This is a genomic window from Actinomadura luteofluorescens, from assembly GCF_013409365.1.
GTDB classification, from domain to species: Bacteria; Actinomycetota; Actinomycetes; order Streptosporangiales; family Streptosporangiaceae; genus Spirillospora; species Spirillospora luteofluorescens.
This window is the reverse complement of the sequence record NZ_JACCBA010000001.1, coordinates 1776220-1798842: the sequence shown is the minus strand read 5'-3', so window position 1 is coordinate 1798842 and position 22623 is coordinate 1776220. Positions and strand designations below refer to the sequence as shown.

Below are 22623 nucleotides of genomic sequence, written 5' to 3'. Positions count from 1 at the left end.
ATGAGGCAGACGGCATGGAACCGTTCGCGGCGGCTCGCCGCCGCGCTCGCCCTGGCGGCCGCGCTCACGGGTGCCTGCGAGTACGGCCCGGCCGCGACGGGCCCCGGCGCCCGTCCCGCGGCGCAGGGCACCCCGGTCGCGTCCCGCGCGCCCGCTCCCCGGCAGGCCGCGTTCGACGAGCGCGAGTTCCGGGAGGACGTCCGGACCGCCGAGACGCTCACCGACGACTTCTGGCGGCGCCACTGGGACCGCCTGTTCACGGGGGAGTACAGCTCACCGCGCGTCGTCGGCCTCTACGACGGCCGCGACCCCTCCTCAGCGCCGGTGTGCGGCGGCGAGCGGTTCGAACCCGACAACGCGGCGTACTGCCCGACCGGGGACTTCGTCGCCTGGGACGCCCACCTGATGCGGTCGGGGTACGCGCGCGGCGACGCGTGGGTCTACCTGGTGATCTCGCACGAGTGGGGCCACGCGGTGCAGAACCGGCTCCGGCGCGGCCTGGTGTCGCCCGCCGCCGAACTGCAGGCCGACTGCCTGGCGGGCGCCGCCCTGTACGGCTCGTCCGACGACGGCACGCTGCGGTTCGAGGACGGCGACGAGCAGGAGCTGGTGGACGCCTTCAAGGTCATCGGCGACCGGGCGCCCTGGACCAGGCCCGGCGACCACGGCTCCGCCGTCCAGCGGCTGCGCGCCTTCTCGCGCGGCGGCGAGAAGGGCGTGCGGGCCTGCTTCACCTGAGGTGGCGCTCCACCGACTCCACCTTGGCGTCGAGGGCGCCGGTCACGCCGGGACGGATGTCGGCCTTCACGACGAGGCTCACCCGCGGCGCCCGCGCCGCGACCGCGTCGGTGGCGGCCTTCACCACCGCCATCACCTCGTCCCACTCGCCCTCGATCGTGGTGAACATGGCGTCGGTCCGGTTGGGCAGGCCGCTCGCCCGCACCACCCGCACCGCCTCGGCGACGAGTTCGCCGACCTCCTCGCCCGCGCCGAGCGGGGTGACCGAGAACGCGACGAGCATCGCGCACCTCCGAACCTAGGGTTGGACGACCTGCCGTACCACGATCTCATCCAGCCGCCGCTCGACGACCACCCCCACCGGCCAGTCGCGCACGAGGCAGCGCAGCAGCGCCGCCTCGTGCTCGGCGAAGGAGGGGTCGCAGCCCTGCTGTTCGAGGCTGGAGCGGATGGCCAGGACGTAGTCGGCGTCGGTGAAGCCCGCGACGTCGCGGACCATCGCCGTGGTCGTGGCGCGGTGGGAGTTGAGCCCGGCGAAGGAGCGCCCGCATCCGCAGCCGCCGTCGGGGTCGTCGCGGTCGCGGGCGCACACCGTCCCGATGTGGACCAGCTCGCCTTCGACGCACCAGTCGAAGTCGTTGCCGCGGAATCCCTGGCTGGAGTTGGTGGCGGTGAGAAGTTTCAAGGCCATGCCCCCTCGGCTCGTGGACGCCCGACCACCGTACGACGAGGGTCTGACGTAACGTCGGGAACATGAGCGAAGACGACGACGTCCTGCTGCACCGCGACGGCCCCTTCACCACGATCACGATGAACCGGCCGCGCCGCCGCAACGCGCTCTCCCGCGACTTCCTCCTCCGGCTCACCGAGGCGTTCCGCGAGGCCGGGCGGACCGACGCCCTCGGCGTGGTCCTCGCCGCGAACGGCCCGGTCTTCTCCGCGGGTCACGACTTCGCCGACATGTCCGGGGCGTCGCACGCCGACGTCCGCGAGCTGCTGCGGGTCTGCACCGAGTTGATGCGGACGATCCAGTCGGTCCCGCAGGTGGTGGTGGCCCGCGTCAACGGCCTCGCGACCGCCGCCGGCTGCCAGCTCGTGGCGAGCTGCGACCTGGCCGTCGCCGCGGAGGGCGCGGGGTTCGCCGCGCCCGGCGGCAAGGGCGGCTGGTTCTGCCACACGCCCCTGGTGGCGATCTCCCGCAACGTCGGCCGCAAGCGCGCCGCCGAGATGGCCCTCACCGGCGAGGTCGTCGACGCTCCCACGGCCGCCGAGTGGGGACTGATCAACTACGCGGTCCCCGCCGACGAGCTGGACAAGGCCGTCCGCGACCTCCTGGAGCGCGCGACCCAGGGCAGCCCCAGCAGCAAGGCCCTCGGCAAGCAGGCGATGTACGCCCAGTTCGACCGCCCCGAGCAGGACGCCTACGCCTACGCGATCGAGGTGATGGCCGCATCCAGCCAGACGCCGGAGGCACAGGAGGGAATGGCCGCGTTCCTGGAGAAACGCCGCCCGAACTGGCCCGCCTAGGCGGCGAAGGGCCCGCGCCGCTCCGAGAACGGCGCGGCGCCGCGTGTAGGGCGGGCGGGACTCGAACCCGCGACCGGGAGATTATGAGTCTCCTGCTCTGACCAGCTGAGCTACCGCCCCAGGCGCATCCCCGGCCCGGCCGGGGCGTCGCCGGGAGCAATCCTAGCGGCGGGCGTTTCGCCAGGGCCATCGAGAACCCCGATGTCCCGCGATCGCGATGCCCGGAACCGCGAAGTCCTACCTCAGGGGGTGGGATGTCATACCTGGTACCGAGTGACGGGCTGCGGTACCCGTCGGTAGGGTCCCGCGTATGTCCAGACGCATCCTCGCTCTCGTGCCCGTCCTGCTCGCGCTGGTGTTCGCCGGGGCCTGCGACGGCGGGTCCGGCGGGCCCGCGAAGAAGGCCGACTTCGACGCCGCCCAGACGCTCCGGCAGGCCGCGCAGGCCATGGGGGGCCTGAAGAGCGTCGCGTTCACCCTGGAGTCGGAGGGCAAGATCCCGGTCATGGTGAAGGGCGGCGACATGAAGCTGCTCCGCAGCGGGGACGCCGAGGGGACGCTGGCGGTGGAGCAGCAGGGTCAGAAGGTCGAGATGAAGGTCGTCGCGGTCGGGGACAGCATCTACCTGGACGCCGGGACGGGCGGCTGGCGCAAGCTGCCCAAGGGTCTCGCGGCGAGCGTGTACGACCCGTCGGCGGTGCTGGACCCGCAGCGGGGGATCGCGAAACTGCTGACGTCGGCGCGGGAGCCGTCGCCTGAGGCGGTGGAGAAGGTGGACGGCAAGGAGGCCTACCGGGTGGCCGCGAAGCTGCCCAAGGACCAGGTCGCGGGTCTGATCCCCGGCATCGGCGAGGACATGGACGGCCAGGTCTGGGTGAGCAAGGCCGACCACCGGCTGCTGAAGGTGCGGGGGGCGTTCCCGAAGGACGCGGGCGCGGTGACGATCGAGTTCACCGAGTTCGACGCCCCGTACAAGATCAGCGCGCCGCGGTGAGCGGGCGTCGCCGGGTCGCGATCGGCGCCGGCGGCGCGGTGGTGCTGCTGGCCGCGCTGGACGCCTACGTCGTCACGACGATCCTGCTGCCGGTGGTCAAGGACCTCGGGATCCCGGTGAACCGGCTGGAGCGGGTGACCCCGGTCCTGACGGGGTTCCTGCTGGGGTACGTGGCGGCGATGCCGCTGCTCGGGCAGCTGTCGGACCGGTTCGGCCGGCGGCCCGTGCTCCAGGTGTGCCTGCTGTTCTTCGCGATCGGGTCGGTGGTCACGGCGCTGGCGCACGGCGTCCCGGTGCTGACGGCGGGCCGGGTCGTGCAGGGCGTCGCGGGCGGCGCGCTGCTGCCGGTGACGATGGCGCTGGCCGGCGACCTCTGGGAGGAGCGGCAGCGGCCCGTCGTGCTCGGCGCGGTGGGGGCGGCGCAGGAACTCGGGAGCGTGCTGGGCCCGCTGTACGGGGCGGGGATCGCGGCGGCGCTCGACTGGCGGGCGATCTTCTGGATCAACCTGCCGCTGGTCGCGGTGGCGATGGCGGCCGTGCAGGTCGCGGTGCCGGGCGGGCGCGGGGCCGGGCCGGAAACGAGCGAAGCGCGGCCGGGCGTGGACGTCGTGGGCGGTCTGCTGCTGGCCCTCGGGCTCGGCCTGCTGGTCGCCGCCGTCTACAACCCCGAGCCGCAGGAGACGGCCCTGCCGCCGTGGGGTCTGCCGGCGCTGGGCGCGGGCGCCGTCGTCCTCGTGGTGTTCGTGCTGTGGGAGGTCAGGTCCAGGACGCGGCTGCTCGACCTGTCGGGCGTGCGGCGGGGGCCGCTGCTGGCGACGCTCGGCGTGAGCCTGCTGTCGGGCGCGGCGCTGATGGTGACGCTCGTGGACGTCGTCCTGGTCGCGCAGACCGTCCTGCACAAGGACGCGACGGACGGCGCGCTGCTGCTGACGCGGTTCCTCGTGGCGCTGCCCGTCGCGGCGGTGGCCGGCGGCCTGGTGGCGCGGCGGGTGGGGGAGCGGTGGCCGATGGCCGCGGGGATGGCGGTCTCCGCCGGCGGCTACCTGCTGATCGCCGGCTGGCCGGCCGACCTGGCGAACGCGTCGTACGGGCCGCTGCCGAGGATGGACGTCGACCTCGTCGTCACGGGGCTCGGGCTCGGCCTGGTGATCGCGCCGGTGTCGTCGGCGGTGCTGGCGTTCGTCCCGGCCGCGCGGCACGGCGTCGCGTCCGCGGCCGTGGTCGTCGCGCGGATGATGGGGATGCTGCTCGGCATCTCCGCGCTCACCGCGTGGGGGTTCCACCGGTTCCACGCCCTCACGGCCGATCTGAAGCCGCCGCTGCCGTTCCTGATGTCGAAGGCCGAGTTCGCGGAGCAGATGAAGATCTACGACGCGGCCCTTCAGGACGCGCTGCGGACCGAATACCGGGAGATCTTCTGGATCACCGCCGGGATGTGCCTGCTGGGGGCGCTGCTCGCCCTGGCCGCCGGGGCACGCGGAGGCTCGCAGGGCCCGTCCGACGGCCGGATTCGGTCATCGGCCCGGAATATCGGCCCGGAAACCGGAGATGATTCGGCCACCGGCGACGTGCCGATCAACGAGCTCGGGAATATCCTGGGAAAAGATGGCTAAAGGCCTCTTGCCGGGAGGGCACACCCCGGGGAGGTGAACGCAGATGCGCAGGTCCGGCATCGGCCGAGGAGGCACGCCGCTCACCAGGCTGCGCCGGCGCCTCGGCCTGCAGCGCAGCGAGCTGCGCCGCCAGGTGGACCGCGTCCAGCGGCGGATCGCCCTCGGCCTCCTCCTGCTGCTGCTCGGCACCGCCTCGCCGCTCGCCGCCTGGAGCGCGTCCTGGTCCTACTCGGCGGGGACGCGCGCGGAGAACGCGGAGCGGGCCGACCGCCGCCAGGTCGTCGCCACGGTCACCTCGACCGGCGGCCTGGGCTCCTCCGGCGACCGCTACATCCACGAGACCGTCCAGGCCAGATGGCCCGGCACGGACGGCCGGCCCCACGCCGGGTCGCTGCCGGCCTGGAAGAACGCCAAGGTCGGCGCGCACCGCACGATCTGGGTGGACGGGCAGAGCGAACCGAGCGTCCGGCCCCGCCCGCACAGCCGCACCGTCACCGACGCCGCGTACGCGGCCGGCGCCACCGTGCTCGGCTGCTCGCTCCCCGTCCTGATCGCCTACGCCCTCGTCCGGCGCCGCTGCGACCGGCACCGCGACGAGCTGTGGGAGGCGGCCTGGGCGCGCCTGGACGCCGCCGGCCACAACCCCCGCTCCTGACGCCCGCCTAGGGCGTGAGGAGGGCGCGGGCCGTCTGGACGAGGACCGCGTTGTCGGCGGCGGGGGAGCCGTCGGGGAGTTCCAGGGTGTCCTCCAGCCCGATGCGGACGTCGAGGTTCAGCCTGACGGCGAGCCGCAGCACCGGCCACGCGCCGCCGTCCTCGCCGTGCAGCAGGATCGGCCGCGACAGGCGGGTGCCGAGGTCGTGCAGCAGCGCCTTGGCGGTGTCGGTCGCCGTCTCCGGGTCGGTGTCGGTGACCTCCGCGAGGATCCGCAGCACGTGGTGGGCGTGCGGCCAGCTCAGGAACCGCGCCGCCGCGTCGGTGCCGGAGAAGATCCCCGCCTCGATCGCGACGCCGCGCTCGAACAGCGCCTCGGCGACCAGCTCGGCGCCCTCCTCGTGGAAGTTCACCGAGGCGTGGTCGGGCAGGACGGTCCAGGAGCGCACGAGGGCGGCGCGCTCGACCGGGTCGGGCGCGGCCCAGGCGCCGGTGGTCACCCCGACGGCGATCGACGGGGTGGCGGCGCGGACGGCGGCGAGGGTCTCGGCGACGCGGGGCGCCTCCAGGGTGTCGGCGCCCGCGTCGTCCTTGGCGTGCAGGTGGACGTCCTGCGCGCCCACGTCGGCCGCGGCGCGGACCGCCGCGGCGATCTCCTCCGGGGACGTCGGAACGCCCTCGGTCCGGCTTCCGTTGGGGCAGACCTGGAGCATGACCCCGATCATCTCAGGTCCCGATCAGGGCGTGATGACGCAGGGTCCCCCGCCGCACACGTCCACGACCTCGCCGGTGGTGAGGAAGGCCGCCTTCTGCCGGCGCGCGTCCGCGCTGCCGCGGGGGTCGGAGTGCGGGTCGCGTCCCTCGGTGGGGGGCGTGTTGGTGAGCGGCGGGACGGGGGAGCCGCTGTCCCACACGACCATGGCGGAGCCGTCGTGGGACGAGCCGAACGTCGGTATGCCCCAGTAGGGCGTCTTGTCCGGGCTGCGGCCCGGGGTGAGGGCCGGCGTGTGGATCCGGGCGCCGATGGTGCGCGCCTCGACCTCGGCGGCGACCGGGGCGACCTGGTGGTCTCCGAACGCCACGTGCATCAGCACGCGGTGCTTCGGCGTGTTCGGCAGCGGGTCGTCGGTCATGTGCCAGGCGTAGCCGTTGGCCTCGCCGCGGTCCCACAGCATCTGGATCAGCGCGAGGCCGATCTGCTGGTCGAGCCTGTCCGGGTAGAACAGGTCGAGGACCTTCGCGTACTGCGGGAAGTCGGCGCTGCGGTTGAGCAGCGTGCTGTAGTTCATCGCCGGGACGCCGAGGACGGCGCGGCGGACGTCGGGGGAGACCGCGGTGAGCGCGCCGCCCATGATGCCGCCCTGGCTGTTGCCGTCGTAGGTCAGCTCGGCCCCGGCGTCGATCAGCGGGGCGCCCGCGGCGTTCTGGAACGCCTTGTCGCCCGCGAACCCGCGGGTCATCGCGCGTCCGAGGAAGGTGAAGTTCACGAGGCTCTGCTGGAGGCGGTCGGCGACCGTCCGGAAGCGGGTGAGGTCGGCGAGCGCTGAGACGACGTTCGGGACGTCCTCGTCCGCCATGCCGATCCACTTGGTCGCGCAGAACACGAAGCCGTGCTCGGCGGCCATCGCCTTGACGTTGCCCGCGTCGACCTCGCCTTCGCTGCCGAGCAGGCCGTGCCCGTAGAGGGCGGGACGTGCGGGGCGGGTGAGCGCCGAGCGCGGGATCTCGCACTGGAACGGGACGGCCTGGGAGTTGCCCGGCAGTTGCGAGGGCATGCCGTCCGCGCCGCGGTGCAGCGCCGATCCGGGCAGCCCGCCGTACTGGTCGAGGTAGCTCGGCGCCCAGACGACCCCCTTCACCTCGCGGGCGATCTTGTCGTCCACGTCGTCGGCCACCTGCGTGACGAGGAACGAGGGGGAGCGGTCCCCGAGCCCGCGCAGGGCGTCGTCGCGCATGCGGAGCACCGGCCCGGTGAGGCTCTGCCGGCTCGCGACGGTGAAGTCCCAGGCGAGGTAGAGGCCGTCGCGGCCCACCCCGCGGGCCTGGAGCGCGGCGAGGACCCGTGCGCTGTCCCGCTGCCGCGCCGCGAGCGGGTCGGCCGACGGCAGCTCCGGCCCGAGGATCTTGGCGAACGCGGCGTTCGGCCCGATCGGGTTCCCGGACGCGTCGCGCAGGTCGCGCAGCGCGACGGCGTAGCGGTGGCCCTCGCGGAAGTTGCGGGCGGGGCGGACGATCAGCGCCCGGCGGTCGGCGGGGGCGTTCGCGTCCAGTTCCGCCCAGTACGGCCAGCGCTCGCCGGTCGCGGTGTCGACGATGACGATCGGGGCGTCGTCGCGCAGCGAGGCGCCGATGTCGGTGACGGGCGCGGCGCCGGTGCGGGCCAGGTCGAGGCCGGGGACGCGGCTGAGCAGCATCGATCCGGGGGAGAAGCCGTCGGCGCGGTTCCACTCGCCGGGCGACACGGGCACGCCGAGCGCGTTCTTCAGCGTCGTGCGCAGGTGGACGCGGCGGCCGGTGGGAGTGCCCGCGTCCGCGACCGTGTTCCAGTCGTTGGGGAACGGCAGCAGGCACGCGGCCGGGTCGATCGGGTCGCAGCCGTCGCCGGCCTGCGCCGCGGCCGGCGGCACGGCGGCGGGGCCGGCCAGCAGCGCGAGGGACGCGGCGAGCGCCGCGCATGCCGACAGGGTGCGCTGGGGGAGACGCAACGTCCACCTCCGGAAGAGCCGCGGCGTTAGCGGGATCTTGGTCTCAGCGCAGGCTCAGGTCAATGGGTGTCCGGAAGTGGTCAGAGCGCTTGTCGGTCGAGGCGGGGCCGTGGGAGCGCAGGACGACGGGCGCGCCCAGCGCGTCCTCGATCGTCTCCACGGGGTCGCCGAGCGGGGCGTACACGGGGCGCGCCGCCAGGAGGCGGCGGGTGAGGGCGGCCTGGCGGTCCAGGTCGGGCGGCCCGGACTCCAGGCGCCCGACCCGTTCGCCGTCGATCTCGTAGGAGTGGCAGACACGCAGGTCTGGACGTGCCCCCGCTACGTCCAGGTGCGTGACCGCCAGGCCGTCCACGCCGCCCGTCACCTCCAGCGCGTACCGGAGCGCCACGGCGTCGAGGTGGCCGACGCGGAACGCGCCCTGCCAGCGCCCCGTGCCGTTGTGCCGGTCGGGGAGGTCCGCGGTCAGCGCCGGGTCCTCGGTGACGAAGGGCCCGGGCCCGTGGCGCGTCGCGTACGCGCGCAGCACCCCGAGCCGCGTCGCGGTCGCGCCCGCCTCGGCCAGCAGGGCTTCGGCGTTGGTGAACGTCGTCGTCGACCACGTCGTGTACGGGTGGAAGCCGTGCCACTCGTCCAGCAGGACGCCCTGGGCGCCCTCGAACACCACGTTCCCGGCGCGGAGCAGGGCGGGCAGATGGCCGGGGCCGACGATCCGCACCCGCCCGGCGAACGCGGTGAAGGCCCCGGCGCACGCGTCGGCGGACGGGACGTCCTCGCCGCCGGGGAACGCGGCGCGGTACCAGTCGCGGACGGCGGCGAGGCGCCGCCGCAGCCGGGCGGGCGACAGGCAGTCGCCCGCCCGCGGCGCGTCGTCGTGCGCCAGGGCGTAGGACGCGGTCTCGCCGATGCCCATCCCGCACGACCCGTGCCGGGCCGCGCCGCGCGCCGACTCCCGCGCGCGGTTGGCGGCCCGGTGGTAGGGCGTCGTGAGCAGCGCCTCCCCGTCGACGGTGAGCCGGTCGAGCGCGTCGGGGACGCCCAGCGCGCGCAGGTGGTCGGCCTCGGCCGCGAGCGCCAGCGGATCGACGAGCATGAACCGCGACAGGTGCGTCCGGACCCCCGGCGTGAACGTTCCCGAGCCGAACTGGGCGAACGTGTGGTGCCGCCCGTCCGGCGCGACGACGTTGTGCGCGGCCTGCGCGCCGCCGTTGAACCGCACGACCGCCGTGACCCCTCCAAAAGAGCGGGGAGAACCGGGGGGTGTGGGGGGTCGTCCCCCCACAGAGGGCAGGGCAGCGCGGAGCGAACCTGAGGGCAGCCCGGTGCGGCAGAGGTGGTCGACGACCGTGCCCTTGCCCGCGTCCCCGAAGCCGAGGTCGACGACGATCACGTGGCCCATGGGTCAGAGGCGGGTCGTCGCGGACGGGCCGGAGGCGTCGAGGCCGGGCGGCGTGGAGGAGACCGCGACCGGTGCGCGGGCCGCGTCCAGCCGGGCCAGCGCCCGCGACACCGAGGCGCCGGCGTCCGAGCCGGCCTCCGCCAGGTGGTCCAGCCCCTCGCCGAGGTCGATGGCGTCCTCGGCGAGCCCGATCGTCAGCGCGATGGTCTCGCAGACCGCGTCCAGGTCGTCCAGGTAGAGCACGTTCTGGCCGAGCAGCTTCTGCCAGAAGTCCTTCACCTCGCGCCTGCCGGAGTGGTAGGCGCCCTCCGGGATGATGAAGTACACGTCGTACTTCCTCTGCAGCTCGCGGACGAGCTTCTCGATGGGGACGTCCCTGTCCGGCTCGCCGCCGATCACCGCGGCGATCTCGCGCCGCTTCGCCTTCGGGTAGGCCAGCTCGTCCCCGATCATGAACAGGTAGCCGCGCTTGCCCCGCCGGTCGAGGCAGTCGATCGCGGTGTGCCGCGCCATGAAGTACATGGCCAGCTCGTAGGACTCGCGCATCTGGCCGCCGCCCCCGCCCTCAAGGAGGATCTTGCCGAGGTCGTCGTCCATCCGGTTGTCGGCCTCGAACTGCCCGACCTGGAGCGGCGCCCGGTCGCAGGTCGCGTCGCCGACCGCGCCGAACAGGATGTGCGGGTGCTCGACGTACCCCTTGCGCAGCAGCAGCCCGAGCAGGTCGGGGAGCTTGGCCTGCAGCGTCCGCGGCACGGTCCCCATCGAGCCGGTCACGTCGAACAGCACGCCGATCGCGAGCGACTCGGGGTGGTCGTCGGAGTCCCGGCTCTCCCGGACGGTCACGCCGCGCGGGTCCAGGTCGGGGTGGACGGCGGTCGCGCCGCCGTCGGAGTAGGCGAACGCGCTGGCGCCGGTGGACGCGCGGTAGCTCGCGCGCGCGGCGTAGACGTCGGTGGACCAGTTTCCGCTTCCCATGATCTCTCTCCTTCAGCGGGTGGCGGGCATGTGGAAGGGCCGGAAGCGGCGCGGGCCGTAGAGCCGCTCCAGCAGCTCGTCGAACTCGGCCAGCAGCCGCCAGGCGTCGGAGGGGCGCCGGTTCTGCGCCGGCGACGTGCAGCCGCGCGCGAACGAGCGCATCGCCTTCGGGGCCTTGTCGCCCATCAGGTCGGTCATGCACCTGGTGGCCATGAAGATGTCGGTCGCCGCGCTCGCCGGCCGCCGTTCCGGCACCTCGGGCGGGTACCAGCCGGCGTACCGCCCGACCATCGCCGGGACGCGACCCGAGGGGTCGGCGTGCGCGTAGCAGCCGGGGACGGAGTAGCACCAGTCGACCAGGACCAGGCCGTGCTCCTCAGGGTGGATCATCACGTGGTCGGGCAGCACCGCGCCGTGCAGGACGCCCGCGCGGTGCGCGAAGCCGAGGCCCGCCAGCAGGCGCCGCCACATCCAGGCCGCGTCGCGCGGGTCGACGCCGCCGGGGTGGGCGCGCTTGACCTCGGCGAGGCTGTGGAAGCCGTCCAGGGCGGCGATCACGTTGACCTGCCGCTGCGTCCCGGTGGCGGCGTCCCGGTGCCGGAACGACTCGACGAGCCGCGGCACGTAGGGCAGGAACCGGGCGTCGCCGTCCTTGGGAAGCTGGCGGAGCGCCACGGCCTCGCGTTCGAGCAGGTCGCCGTCGGCCGGGTCGCGCGGCATCTTCACCAGCACCTCGCGTCCCGGCTCCGGGCGCGCCGCGTACAGCACCGCGAGGTCGCCGCCGATCGGGTCGCCCTCCAGCCGGTACGCGTGGCGGCGCGTGGTGATCAGCGTCTCGTCGCCGCGGTTGTGGGCGCGCCAGAGCGAGGTCAGCCTGACGAACGCCTCCTCGGTCCGGCGGCCGCCCGCGTCCGGGTGCAGGAGCCGGGCCAGCCGCCGGTAGCGCCGCACCGCCTCCGCCTCGTCGTCGCCGAACAGGTCGGCGGGAACACGGGCCCGACCGAGCCGCGCCAGCGCGTCGTCCAGATCGCTCCCGCTCATCTGATCTCCTCCTCCCGACTCGGCCGCAAGAGAGCCGGGTGCAGGAGCCGGGCGTCGCCCGCGCGGTAGAGGCGGGGGCGCGGGCCGCCGCGCCGGCCTCCGCGGTCGGACGTCGCGCCGGTGCTCTCCACGAACCCCGGGACGGACAGGACCTTGCGGTGGAAGTTGCCGGCGTGCAGCTCCTCGCCCCACACCGCCTCGTACACCGAGCGCAGCTCGGGGATGGTGAACTCGCCGCCGCAGAACGCCGTGGCGAGCGGGGTGTACTCCAGCTTCCCGCGCGCCCGCTCCAGCCCGTCCGACAGGATCCGCGCGTGGTCGAACGCCAGCCGGCGGGTGGTGCCGGGGCGCTGGTCCCCGGACTCCGCCAGGCCCAGCGCGTCCACCGGCACCCAGGCGGCGTCGGCCGCGTCGCCGCCCGCCTCCGGGTCCGGCAGCTCGGGCGCGAACGCCAGGTAGGCGACGGAGATGACGCGCATCCGCGGGTCGCGGCCGGGGGAGCCGTAGGTGCCCAGCTGCTCCAGGTGGACCCGGCTGAGCGCGCCCCCCTTGGCGCTGAGCCCGGTCTCCTCGGCCAGCTCCCGGACGGCCGCGTCGGGCAGGTCCTCGGCGTCGGTGCCCTGGAGCGGGCCGCCCGCCTGGACGAAGCCGCCGGGCAGCGCCCACATCCCCTCGTGGGGGGCGTTCCCCCTCCGCACCAGCAGGACGTGGAGGGCGCCGTCGCGGATGGTGAGCGCGACCACGTCCACCGTCACGGCGACCGGGTCGTAGTCGCGCGGGTCGTAGTTCGCGAGGAACTCGCTCTCGTCGCGCCTCGGTTCCGGGGTCATCCGCCCGCCTCCCGTCGATCTCGGCCTGAGTAAGTCTCAAGATGAGTTCATCTCGGTATGAGAAGAACATAACCCGGACGGGAGCCGCTGTCCAGTCCGTTCTCCCGGAGACGGGCGAGGGCGCCGCCCCGGGAAGGGGGCGGCGCCCTGGGTCCTGCGCCGGGCCCGGTCGTGCGGCGGGCCCGGTGTTCGGCGGATCCTTACAAAACCGAAGTTCTCTCAGCGGCGGTGCCGGCCGCCGTGCGGCGGCTCCTGGGGCTCGTCGCCCTGACCGGAGGGGTGACGCTCGCCGGGACGGGGATCGCGGGCGAACTGGCCGCCCGGCTGCCGTCCCGTCGAGTACCGGCCGGTCGGGTAGGGGCTCTCGGGCGTGCCGGGGCGCCGTTCGGCCGACCAGGGGCCCGTCCCGTACGGCCCGGGGGAGGAGTAGAGGTCCCACGGGCCGGGCGGCGTGGCCGCCCCGGGCGGCGGTGCCATGCCGGGCTGGGGGACCATGCCGTGCTGGGGTGCCATGCCGGGCGGCGGGGCCATGCCGGGCGGCGGGGCGGGGGCGAGCCGCGCGGCGGCCGGGCGTTCGGGCGGCGCGTCCAGGAGGAGCTTCATCTGGCTCTTGCGGCGCCCGTAGACCATGTAGAGGACGAGCCCGACGCCCATCCAGACGGCGAAGTACCCCCAGGTCTGGACGTTCAGGTTCAGCATCAGCCAGCCCACCGCGACGATCGTCACGAGGACGACCAGCGGCGCCGCGGGCATCCGGAAGGGCCGGTGCAGGTCGGGCCGGGAGCGGCGCAGCGCCAGCACCGCCGCCGCGACGAACAGGAACGCGAACAGGGAGCCGATCACGACGAGCTGCTCCAGCGTGAGCACGTCGACCGTCTGCGACATGACCACCGCCGCGCCGCCGGCGACGAGCGTGGCGCGGGACGGCACCTTGTAGCGGCTCATCGCGGCCAGGGGGCGCGGCAGCAGGCCGTCCCGCGAGATGGAGAACACCACCCGGGTCAGGCTGATCATCAGCACCAGGATCACAGTGGTCAGCGCGAGCATCGCGCCCACGTCGACGATCTTGCCCATGGCGCCCGCGCCGACCGAGTCGAAGGCCGCGGCGAGCAGCAGCTTGTCGGGGTTCAGCTTGGCGATGCCGTCCATCCCCATCATGCCGACCAGCGCGAACGCCACGGCCACGTACAGCACGATCGCGGTGACCAGGGCGGTGAGGATCCCGCGCGGGACCTTGCGGGGCGCGTCGTCGGTCTCCTCCGAGGCCGTCGCGATGAGGTCGAACCCGATGTAGGCGAAGGCGATGGCGGGCGCGGCCGCGAGCATGCCCCAGGTCCCGAACACGTGCGGGGTGCCGCCGCCGACCGCGCCGAGCACGGCGTCCAGCACCGTCTTGTCGCTCGCGGGCGCGGGCTGGGAGGGCGGCAGGAAGGGGGTGAGGTTGCCGGGGTGGAAGAACTTCAGCGCGGTCGCGATGACGAGCCCGATCACGATGACCTTGGCCAGCACCATGAACCACAGCGACTTCAGGCTCATCCGGCTGCCGCCGGCGAGCATCAGGACGACCAGCAGCAGGATGCCGAGCGCGAACACGTCCGGCCCCTTCTGCTGGCCGATCAGGTCGCCGAGCCCGCTCGGGATCGGCACCCCGAAGTCGTGCAGCGCCTGCGTCGCGTAGAGGGACCAGACCCGGGCGAGCACCGACGCGGCCAGCAGCAGCTCCATGATCAGAGCCCAGCCGACGACCCACGCCCAGACCTCGCCGAACGCGACGTAGCTGAAGGAGTAGGCGCTGCCCGCGACCGGGATGATCGAGGAGAGCTCGGCGAAGGCGAGCGCGGCCAGCACGCACACGCCACCCGCGATGAGGAACGACACGAGCACCCCGGGCCCCGCCGTGGAGGACGCCTGCTCCCCGGCGATCTTGAAGATGCCGGATCCGATCATGACGCCGAGGCCGAGCACGACGAGATCGCGGGTCCGGTAGACCACGCGGAGCCGGTGCCGGCCGCCGTAGAGCCTGCCGGTCGCCTGCTCGACCGGCAGCCGGCGGAACATGTTGTTGCGCATGCGCATGTCCAAGGTCATAGGTGGTCCCCCAAGGCCTGAACCCGCGCCGCTGTTCGCGAGGTGACGGCTGGCTGAAGTCCCTAAGAATTCACCAACTATGGGCAAAATAGCAACGTTTTGTGGGTGATTAGTGTGGTCAGGCCGTTGTCGGATCCTGACAACCATCGCAGGTCGGCGACGTGTCGCAGCGGATCCCTCACGCTCGGCACAGGGAGGCCGACTCCCTTTCTGATGGAGCGTTCCGAGCGAATACGCCTCATTTCCAATGAGGAAAGCGCTTAATGATCTTTGTGTCGCCCGGCCCGCCGGGCGAGGGTCGGCCGGGGTCGGCCGGTGCGGACGCTGGCGCGGACTGAAGATCAATGGCACCGTAGGGGCGCCGCGTTCGTCTGGAGGTCCGGTGTTGCGCTTCCCGTCGCCCTCGCATGCGTCCCCGCCCCGTCCGCCCGCGCCGCCGGGACGATCGCGGAACCGGCGCCGGACGGCCGCCGTCGCCGCGCTGGCGGTCGCCGCGTCCCTCACCGTCCCCGCCTCCGCGGGCGCCGCCCCCGTCCCGAGGCCCGCCGCGCCGGGGCACCCGGCCCCGCCGGCCAAGCAGGCCGTCGCCACCGGATTCGGCGGCGCGGTCTCCACCGTCGACCCGGACGCCAGCAGGACGGCCCTGGAGGTCCTCAAGCGCGGCGGCAACGCGATGGACGCGGCGGTCGCGTCCGCCGCGACGCTCGGGGTCACCGAGCCGTACGTGTCGGCCATCGGCGGCGGCGGCTTCATCACGTACTACAACGCCCGGACGCGCCGCGTGTACGCGCTCGACGGCCGCGAGTTCGCGCCGAAGCGCATGCGCCAGGACTCCTTCGTCGACCCGGCGACGGGCAGGCCGCTGCCGTTCGACCAGGCCGTCACCAGCGGGCTGAGCGTCGGCGTGCCCGGCACGCTCGCCCAGTGGGACCTCGCGCTGCGCCGCTTCGGCACCCGCGACCTCGGCAGCCTGCTGCGCCCGGCGATCGGGGTCGCGGACCGGGGCTTCGTCGTCGACCAGGAGTTCCACGACCAGACCGCGGTGAACGAGGCGCGCTTCCGCGACATCGTCCCGACCCGCGAGCTGTTCCTGCCCGGCGGCAAGGTGCCCGAGGTCGGCTCGGTGTTCCGCAACCCCGACCTCGCCGACACGTACCGGGAGCTGGCGAGGCACGGCACCGACTGGTTCTACGAGGGCGGGCTCGGCAAGGAGATCGTCGAGACGGTCGCCCGGCCGCCGGTCGACCCGAAGGCGACCCGCGCCGTCCGCCCCGGCCTGATGGAGCGCGGCGACCTGGGCGCCTACCGGGCGGTGCCGCGCAAGCCCACCCACGTCTCCTACCGGGGGACGGACGTGTACGGCATGCCGCCGTCGTCGTCCGGCGGCTCCACCGTCGGGGAGGCGCTCAACATCCTCGGCAACTTCCGGCTCGACCCGCGCGACCCCGTCACGGCCCTGCACTACTACCTGGAGGCGTCCAAGCTCGCCTACGCCGACCGCGGCCGCTACGTCGGCGACGCCGACAAGGTGGACGTGCCGCTGGAGGAGCTGCTGTCCTCCGGGTTCGCCCGCGAGCGCGCCTGCCAGATCAAGCCGGACCGGGCGGCCCCCGCGCCGGTCGCCCCCGGCTCGCCCGACGGCCGCTACGAGCCGTGCGTCCCGCCGGGCACCCAGACCAGGGCGCTGGCGTTCGAGGGCCCGCAGACCACCCACCTCGTCGTCGCCGACAAGTGGGGGGACGTCGTGTCCTACACGCTGTCGATCGAGCAGTTCGGCGGCAGCGGCATCACCGTGCCGGGGCGCGGGTTCCTGCTGAACAACGAGCTGACCGACTTCTCCTTCCAGCCGCCGGCGCCCGGCCAGGCGCCCGACCCGAACCTGCCCGGCCCGCACAAGCGGCCGCGCAGCAGCATGGCCCCGACGCTGGTGCTCGAGGAGGGGCGCCCGCGGCTCGCGGTCGGCACGCCCGGCGGCTCGACGATCATCACGACGGTGCTGCAGATCCTGGTGAACCGCCTCGACCTCGGCATGGACCTGCCCGCCGCGCTCGCCGCGCCGCGCGCCACCCAGCGCAACACCCCGCAGGTCTTCGCCGAGCAGGCGTTCATCGACCGGTACGGCCGCGACCTCGCCGCCCGCGGGCACCGGCTGGAGCTCTTCCCCGGCCCGCCGCAGGGCGTGATCGGCGCCGCGACCGGGCTGGAGTTCCTGCGGCCCGGGCTCGTCCAGGCGGTCGCCGAGCCGACCCGGCGCGGCGGCGGCAGCGCGCTCGTCGTCCGTCCGGCCCGTTGACACTTGCCTACCCGGGGGCGTGCCCGGACGGCGAGCGGGAAGGAGTCGTGCCATGGCGCACTCATACGTGCAGGTGACGACCACGACCGACTCCCGCGCCGAGGCCGCCGAGCTGGCCCGCTCGGCGGTCGCCGAGCGGCTCGCGGCCTGCGCGCAGCTGGTGGGCCCGATCGCCAGCACCTACTGGTGGGAGGGCGAGATCGAGTCGGCGGAGGAGTGGATGGTGCTGTTCAAGACCTCCGCCGACCGGTTCGACGAGCTGGCCTCCCTGATCACCGAGGGGCACTCCTACGACACCCCGGAGATCATCGCGACGCCGGTGGTGGCGGGCAGCATGGACTACCTCGCCTGGATCACCGAGCAGACCGAGCCCGGCGAGCAGGACGAGGCGATCGCGGAGGACGACGGGGATTGATCGTGTGACGGACGTCATGGCAGGGTAAGCCTTCGATTACGTGGTCCGGGCGGCGCGCCCGGCCGCGGCGGCGGAAGGCGGTCGAGGTGCACGAGGCGAGCGAGGAGAGGACGGACCTGGGGCTGTTCGGGCCGGGCTCGGTGACCTGGCACGTCATGGGCGAGCCGGTGCTGATCGTCGGCGGGATCCGGGCGCTGCTGCTCCAGGCGCTGCACCCGCGCACGATGTGGGGCACCGCGCAGAACTCCGAGCTCATGGACCCCTCCGCGGCGTGGGCGCGGCTCGTCCGGACGGTCGAGTTCGTCCGCGTCCGCACCTACGGCACGCACGAGGAGGTCGAGCGGGTCGGCCGCCGCGTCCGCCGGCTGCACTCCAAGCTGACCGGCCTCGACATGCGCACCGGCGAGACGTTCCCGGTGGACGACCCCGAGAACCTGCTGTGGGTCCACATGGGCGAGGTCGACTCCTACCTGGACGTGGCGCGCCGCGCCGGGGTGCCGCTGACCGCCCGCGACGCCGACGCGTTCGTGGACGAGCAGCGCCGCGCCGCCGAGGTCGTCGGCCTCGACCCGGCGGACGTGCCCGCCACCGTCGCCGACATGCGGGACTACTACGCCGGGATGCGGCGGCAGATCTTCGCGTGCCGGGAGGCGCGCGAGGGGCTGCGCCGCATGTTCAGCCCGGCCGTGCCGCGGCCGCTGCTGCCGCTCAAGCTCGCCGCGCCCGGCCTCGGGGTGCTGGTCGTGTCGACGCTGCCGCGCTGGGCCCGCCGCATGTACGGGCTGCCGGGCCTGCCGACCTCGGACCTGGCCGCGACGGTGACGCTGAAGGGCCTCTACCGCACCACGCAGGTCGTCCCGGAGCGGTTCCGGTACTCGCCGGACGCCCGGCGGGCCAGGCGCCTCACGCGCGAGCACGAGACGGGCCCGGCCCCCTGGTCGATCGCCTCCTGAGGCTCATCCCATCGGGGGAGCGTCCGGCACGGAGTCGTGCTCGTGGGCGCCGCGCCGCGGAAGCAGCAGCGCGGGCACGATCAGCACGGCGGTGAGGACGAGCGCGATCCAGAACGTGTGTCCGAAGGCGTCGGCCAGCTGGGGCGCGACCTGCTCGCGGGCCCGCTCGGGGATCTGCCCCGTCCCGGCGGGGCCCCCGCCGCCCCCGGGGGCCTGCGGGATGCGGTCGCTGATCTGGCGGGACAGGACGACGGCGAGCAGCGCCGTGCCGACCGATCCGCCGAGCTGGACGATGATGTTCAACGTGCTGCTGGCGCGCGGCACCACCGCCCGGCCCAGCGTCGTCAGCGCCGCCGACATGGTGGGCATCATCGTGCAGCCGAGCCCGAGGCCCCGCACGTAGAGGGCGCCGCCGAGCAGCCAGTAGGAGGTGTCCGAGCCCACCATCGCGAACGGGAGGGTGCCGAGCACCAGGACGACGATGCCGACCGGGACGATCCGCCCGGCGCCGAGCTTGTCGGTGACCACCCCGGCGAGCGGCATCGCGGTCGCGGCGCCGAGGCCCTGCGGGGCGAGCAGCAGGCCCGCCGCGAGCGCCCCCTCGCCGCGGGCGATCTGGTAGTACAGCGGGATCAGCAGCATCGAGCCCATCAGCGCGATGCCGACGAAGAACACCGCGACGGCCGCGGTCGCGAACGTCCGGTCGGCGAACAGCCGCACGTCGATCAGCGCGCGTGCGCGGCGCCGCAGGCTGTGCAGCGCGAACAGTGCGACCAGGACCACGCCGCCGGCCAGCCAGGCGATCGTGGCCGGGCTGCCGAAGCCGCCGTTGCCGCTCGCCGTCGACAGGCCGTAGATGAGCAGGACGAACCCGGGCGGCAGCAGGAGCAGCCCGCGCAGGTCGATCCCGGGCGTCGCGTGCTCCCCGCGGCCGTGCGGCACCTTCCACCACGCGAGCGTGAAGGCGAGCGCGCCGACGGGCAGGTTGACGAAGAAGATCCAGCGCCAGTCGACGTCCTGGACCAGCCACCCGCCGATGACGGGGCCGAGCACCGGCCCGAGCAGCATCGGGACGCCGACGATGCTCATGATGCGGCCCATCCGGCGCGGCCCGGCCGCGAGCGTCAGGATGGCCATGCCGGTCGGCATCAGCATGCCGCCGCCGAGCCCCTGCACGACCCGGAAGACGATCAGCGACTCGATGTTCCAGGCCGCGCCCGACAGGATCGACCCGAGGACGAACAGCACGATGGAGGTCATCCACACGCGGCGGCCGCCGAAGCGGTCGACGGCCCAGCCGGTGATCGGGATGACGGTGCCCATCGCCAGCATGTAGCCGGTGATGACCCACTGGATCGTCGACAGGCCGGTGTCGAAGTCGCGTCCGAGCGTCTCCAGCGCGACGTTGACGATCGTGGTGTCGAGGATCGCCATGAGGGTGCCCGACACGATGACGAGGCCGAGGACGATCGTCTGCCGGTCGAGCCGTTCGCCGTTCCCGGCGCCGCCGGGCGGCGCCACCTTCGCGGCCGGGCTTTCGGTCATGGTCGGCCCCCTCGCGTCGAGTCCCGGTTGCCCCGTGCCCCCGTCGGTTAAGGCGTGAAACGCCTTGAAGTTCAATATTTTGCAGTGCATCACGGAATGTGTTGAACTTCAAGGTATGTCAGAGGAAGGGATCGGTGCCGGCGCGTCGGTCGACGCCGACCTGGAGACGATGATCCAGCTCCTGGGCCGGCTGGTCCGCGGTCTGAAGGGCGGCCGCGAGGACGCCGAGGAGCTCATCGGCGAGGTGCGGGCCGCGGGGCTCGGCCCCCGGCACGTCCCGGCGCTGATGCAGCTCGTCCTGCACGGCCCGGTCCCGGTCGGCGTGCTCGCCGGGCACATGGCGCTGAGCCCGGCCACGGTCAGCCAGCTGGTCGGTGAGCTGGAACGGGGCGGCTTCGTCGAGCGCCGCCCGGACGAGCGGGACCGGCGGCGGATGATCATCAGCCTGAGCGGGCGGCACCGCGAGATGATCGAGCGGTTCGCCTGGCGGCGGCTGCGGCCGCTGCGGGTCACGCTGGAGACGCTCGCCCCGGACGAGCGGTCCCTCTTCCTGCACGGCTGGCGCGTCCTCGTCGAGGCCATGGAGCGTGCGGATCCGGAGGCCTCACGGGAGTGCGGCCCCGGAGGCGGCCCCTAGGGCGGCCGCCCCCGGGCGGTGGCTCAGCCGCGGCGCATGAGCCGCCCGACGGCCGCCATCAGCTCGGTCGACATCGCCTCGCCCTTGCCCTCCTCGGCGCCCTCGGCCACGCAGTGCCGGACGTGCCCGTCCAGCAGGCCGAGCGCCACCTTGTCCAGCGCGGCCTGGACCGCGCTGATCTGCGTGAGGATGTCGATGCAGTAGCGGTCCTCCTCGACCATCCGGTCGATGCCGCGCACCTGGCCCTCGATCCGGGCGAGCCGCGTCTGCAGCTGGTCCTTCGTGGCGGTGTAACCGCGGGTGGGGGTCTCGCTGGTCGCCATCTCCGTCCTCGCAATCCGTCGGGGGCGCACGCCCGGGTACCCCTGGGGGACATCCCCCAACAGGTACCTTATGCGTTGGGGAGCCTTACGGCGCGGGCACGTTCCACGCGCTGACGACCGGACGGTCGTGCTCGGAGCCGAGCGCCGACACGGTCCCGGTGTCGAGCGCGAACAGCCGCCCCAGCGCGGGCTCCAGGCCCAGCCAGCGCGCCGTCAGCACCCGCAGGACGTGCCCGTGCGCGACCAGCGCGACGTCGCCGCCGGCGAGCAGCGGACGCGCCCGCGCGAGCACCGCGTCCGCCCGCTCGCCGACCCGCTCGACCGTCTCGCCCGGATGGGCGGCGTCGCCCGGGACCACCCCGTCGTCCCACAGGAACCAGCCCGGCCGCTTCTCGCGGATGGTCCGGGTGCTGACGCCCTCGTAGCCGCCGTAGTCCCACTCCCACAGGTCGGGGTCGATCGCGTCGGTCCGCAGCCCGGCCAGCTCGGCCGTCCGCCGCGCCCGCTCCGCCGGGCTGACCAGCGTCGTCGCGATGGTCCGCCCGGCCAGCGCGCCGCGCAGCGCGCGGGCCTGCTCCTCGCCCCGCGCGGTCAGCGGCAGGTCCGTCCGCCCGGTGTGCCGCCGCGCCCGGCTCCACTCGGTCTCCCCGTGCCGCACCAAGATCAGTTCACCCATGCCCGCCTGTCTACCCGGCCGGCCGTCCCCGAAGAACCCCCGGAACGGGTGAGACGGCGGGGGAGGCCGCCTCAGTCGAGGATCGAGGTGAGGGGCGTGTGGGGCAGGCCGTGGGCCTCGGCGACATGGTCGTAGACGAGCATGCCGTCGTGGACGTTGAGGCCGCGGGCCAGGGCGGCGTTGGCGTGCAGGGCCTGCCGCCACCCCCTGTCGGCGATCTGGACGGCGTAGGGGAGCGTCACGCCCGTCAGGGCGTAGGTGGAGGTGTTGGGGACCGATCCGGGCATGTTCGCGACGCAGTAGAACGTCGAGCCGTGCACCCGGTAGGTGGGGTCGGCGTGCGTGGTGGGGCGGGAGTCCTCGAAGCAGCCGCCCTGGTCGATCGCGATGTCCACCAGCACCGAGCCGGTCTTCATCCGCGCCACCAGCTCGTTGGAGATCAGCTTGGGCGCCCGCGCGCCGGGGATGAGCACGGCGCCGATGACGAGGTCGGCGGCGCGGGCCTGCTGCTCGATCGTGTAGGCGCTGGACACCAGGGTCCGCAGGCGGCCCTGGTAGACGGCGTCGATCTCGCGCAGCCGGTCCACGTCGACGTCCAGGACGGTGACGTCCGCGCCCATGCCGACGGCGATCTGCGCGGCGTTGAGGCCGGACACGCCGCCGCCGATGACGACCACCTTGGCGGGCGCGACGCCGGGCACGCCGCCCGGCAGGACGCCGCGGCCCCCGGTGAACGACATCAGGTTGTAGGCGCCGACCTGCGGGGCGAGCCGTCCGGCGACCTCGGACATGGGGGCGAGCAGCGGCAGGGAGCGGTCCGGGAGCTGGACGGTCTCGTAGGCGATCGCCGTGACGCCGGCCGCCAGGAGCGCGTCGGTGCACTCGCGGGACGCGGCCAGGTGCAGGTAGGTGAACAGGATCTGGCCCGCGCGCATCCGGTGGTACTCGGGCGCGACCGGCTCCTTCACCTTGAGGATCAGCTCGCCCTCGGCCCAGACCTCGTCCGGCCCGTCGAGGATCTTGGCGCCCGCGGCGGCGAAGTCGTCGTCGGGGATCGCCGAGCCGGTCCCGGCGCCCCGCTCCACGAACACCTCGTGGCCGTGCCGGGTGAGCTCGTGCGCCCCCGCCGGGGTGATCGCCACCCGGTACTCGTGGTTCTTGACCTCTCGTGGGACACCGATCTTCACCGGGAGCTCCTCCGTCAACGCTGACCAGGATGT

The 22623-nt window shown here is 73.9% G+C and carries 22 protein-coding genes and 1 tRNA gene; 9 read left to right on the top strand and 14 right to left on the bottom strand.

Features of this window, described 5'->3' with window-relative positions:
• Window positions 1-738, top strand: coding sequence for a neutral zinc metallopeptidase (locus BJY14_RS08125; protein WP_179843041.1), 738 nt, complete (start codon window positions 1-3; stop codon window positions 736-738).
• Here the strand turns inward: BJY14_RS08125 and BJY14_RS08120 are convergent.
• Both BJY14_RS08120 and BJY14_RS08115 read right to left on the bottom strand, forming a co-directional pair.
• On the bottom strand, window positions 731-1021 hold the full coding sequence (locus BJY14_RS08120; RefSeq protein ID WP_089312546.1) for an MTH1187 family thiamine-binding protein: 291 nt from the start codon (window positions 1019-1021) through the stop codon (window positions 731-733). The genes BJY14_RS08125 and BJY14_RS08120 overlap by 8 nt on opposite strands.
• Before the next feature lie 15 nt (window positions 1022-1036).
• Window positions 1037-1429, bottom strand: a complete 393-nt coding sequence (locus tag BJY14_RS08115; RefSeq protein ID WP_179843040.1) for a DUF7715 family protein — start codon at window positions 1427-1429, stop codon at window positions 1037-1039.
• Window positions 1430-1491: 62 nt separating this feature from the next.
• On the opposite strand from BJY14_RS08115, the gene BJY14_RS08110 reads away from it, so the two are divergent.
• Window positions 1492-2265, top strand: a complete 774-nt coding sequence (locus BJY14_RS08110) for an enoyl-CoA hydratase-related protein (RefSeq protein WP_179843039.1) — start codon at window positions 1492-1494, stop codon at window positions 2263-2265.
• 46 nt (window positions 2266-2311) lie between these two features.
• On the opposite strand, the gene BJY14_RS08105 is transcribed toward BJY14_RS08110, so the two are convergent.
• Window positions 2312-2385 (bottom strand) — tRNA-Ile (locus BJY14_RS08105).
• Between the two features lie 190 nt (window positions 2386-2575).
• Between BJY14_RS08105 and BJY14_RS08100 the strand changes: the two genes are divergently transcribed.
• The 3 genes from BJY14_RS08100 to BJY14_RS08090 are packed head-to-tail and all read left to right on the top strand — an operon-like array spanning window position 2576 to window position 5527.
• Window positions 2576-3259 carry an LppX_LprAFG lipoprotein gene (locus BJY14_RS08100; RefSeq protein ID WP_179843038.1) on the top strand — a complete coding sequence of 228 codons (684 nt, stop codon included), beginning with the start codon at window positions 2576-2578 and terminating at the stop codon, window positions 3257-3259.
• Window positions 3256-4872, top strand: coding sequence for an MFS transporter (locus BJY14_RS08095; protein WP_179843037.1), 1617 nt, complete (start codon window positions 3256-3258; stop codon window positions 4870-4872). Before BJY14_RS08100 ends, BJY14_RS08095 begins: the two co-directional genes overlap by 4 nt.
• Window positions 4873-4915: 43 nt before the next feature.
• Window positions 4916-5527 carry an Rv1733c family protein gene (locus BJY14_RS08090; protein WP_179843036.1) on the top strand — a complete coding sequence of 204 codons (612 nt, stop codon included), beginning with the start codon at window positions 4916-4918 and terminating at the stop codon, window positions 5525-5527.
• A gap of 7 nt (window positions 5528-5534) precedes the next feature.
• On the opposite strand, the gene BJY14_RS08085 is transcribed toward BJY14_RS08090, so the two are convergent.
• The 7 genes from BJY14_RS08085 to BJY14_RS08050 form a co-directional block, all read right to left on the bottom strand.
• On the bottom strand, window positions 5535-6251 hold the full coding sequence (locus BJY14_RS08085; RefSeq protein WP_218905206.1) for a 3-keto-5-aminohexanoate cleavage protein: 717 nt from the start codon (window positions 6249-6251) through the stop codon (window positions 5535-5537).
• Window positions 6252-6263: 12 nt separating this feature from the next.
• Window positions 6264-8231, bottom strand: coding sequence for a hypothetical protein (locus BJY14_RS08080; protein WP_179843035.1), 1968 nt, complete (start codon window positions 8229-8231; stop codon window positions 6264-6266).
• Window positions 8232-8274: 43 nt separating this feature from the next.
• Window positions 8275-9627, bottom strand: a complete 1353-nt coding sequence (locus BJY14_RS08075) for an adenylosuccinate synthetase (protein ID WP_179843034.1) — start codon at window positions 9625-9627, stop codon at window positions 8275-8277.
• 3 nt (window positions 9628-9630) lie between these two features.
• Window positions 9631-10602: a hypothetical protein gene (locus tag BJY14_RS08070; protein ID WP_179843033.1), complete on the bottom strand. Its 972-nt coding sequence runs from the start codon at window positions 10600-10602 to the stop codon at window positions 9631-9633.
• A gap of 12 nt (window positions 10603-10614) precedes the next feature.
• Complete coding sequence (locus tag BJY14_RS08065; RefSeq protein ID WP_179843032.1) at window positions 10615-11643, bottom strand: serine/threonine-protein kinase; 1029 nt, start codon at window positions 11641-11643, stop codon at window positions 10615-10617.
• Window positions 11640-12473, bottom strand: a complete 834-nt coding sequence (locus tag BJY14_RS08060; RefSeq protein ID WP_179843031.1) for an NUDIX hydrolase — start codon at window positions 12471-12473, stop codon at window positions 11640-11642. The genes BJY14_RS08065 and BJY14_RS08060 overlap by 4 nt, the downstream gene beginning before the upstream one ends.
• A 219-nt stretch (window positions 12474-12692) precedes the next feature.
• Window positions 12693-14561 carry an APC family permease gene (locus BJY14_RS08050; protein WP_281382073.1) on the bottom strand — a complete coding sequence of 623 codons (1869 nt, stop codon included), beginning with the start codon at window positions 14559-14561 and terminating at the stop codon, window positions 12693-12695.
• A gap of 382 nt (window positions 14562-14943) precedes the next feature.
• On the opposite strand from BJY14_RS08050, the gene ggt reads away from it, so the two are divergent.
• From ggt to BJY14_RS08035, 3 genes are all read left to right on the top strand, one after another.
• Window positions 14944-16854 carry a gamma-glutamyltransferase gene (gene ggt, locus BJY14_RS08045; RefSeq protein ID WP_312879063.1) on the top strand — a complete coding sequence of 637 codons (1911 nt, stop codon included), beginning with the start codon at window positions 14944-14946 and terminating at the stop codon, window positions 16852-16854.
• Window positions 16855-16906: 52 nt separating this feature from the next.
• On the top strand, window positions 16907-17269 hold the full coding sequence (cutA, locus tag BJY14_RS08040) for a divalent-cation tolerance protein CutA (RefSeq protein ID WP_179843029.1): 363 nt from the start codon (window positions 16907-16909) through the stop codon (window positions 17267-17269).
• 86 nt (window positions 17270-17355) lie between these two features.
• The gene (locus BJY14_RS08035) at window positions 17356-18222 is read left to right on the top strand and encodes an oxygenase MpaB family protein (protein ID WP_312879062.1); all 867 of its coding nucleotides are present in this window, start codon (window positions 17356-17358) and stop codon (window positions 18220-18222) included.
• Between the two features lie 3 nt (window positions 18223-18225).
• Here BJY14_RS08035 and BJY14_RS08030 read toward each other — a convergent pair whose 3' ends face one another.
• Window positions 18226-19767: an MDR family MFS transporter gene (locus tag BJY14_RS08030; RefSeq protein ID WP_179843028.1), complete on the bottom strand. Its 1542-nt coding sequence runs from the start codon at window positions 19765-19767 to the stop codon at window positions 18226-18228.
• Between the two features lie 115 nt (window positions 19768-19882).
• On the opposite strand from BJY14_RS08030, the gene BJY14_RS08025 reads away from it, so the two are divergent.
• Entirely contained in the window at window positions 19883-20404 is a 522-nt protein-coding gene (locus BJY14_RS08025; protein WP_179843027.1) for a MarR family winged helix-turn-helix transcriptional regulator, read from the top strand.
• 23 nt (window positions 20405-20427) lie between these two features.
• Here the strand turns inward: BJY14_RS08025 and BJY14_RS08020 are convergent, their stop codons facing one another.
• The 3 genes from BJY14_RS08020 to ald all read right to left on the bottom strand — a co-directional run bounded on the left by BJY14_RS08020 (window position 20428) and on the right by ald (window position 22590).
• Window positions 20428-20727: a metal-sensitive transcriptional regulator gene (locus tag BJY14_RS08020; RefSeq protein WP_089312530.1), complete on the bottom strand. Its 300-nt coding sequence runs from the start codon at window positions 20725-20727 to the stop codon at window positions 20428-20430.
• Window positions 20728-20812: 85 nt separating this feature from the next.
• Complete coding sequence (locus BJY14_RS08015) at window positions 20813-21403, bottom strand: histidine phosphatase family protein (protein ID WP_179843026.1); 591 nt, start codon at window positions 21401-21403, stop codon at window positions 20813-20815.
• Window positions 21404-21474: 71 nt separating this feature from the next.
• Entirely contained in the window at window positions 21475-22590 is a 1116-nt protein-coding gene (ald, locus tag BJY14_RS08010; RefSeq protein ID WP_179843025.1) for an alanine dehydrogenase, read from the bottom strand.
• Between the last annotated feature and the right edge of the window lie 33 nt (window positions 22591-22623).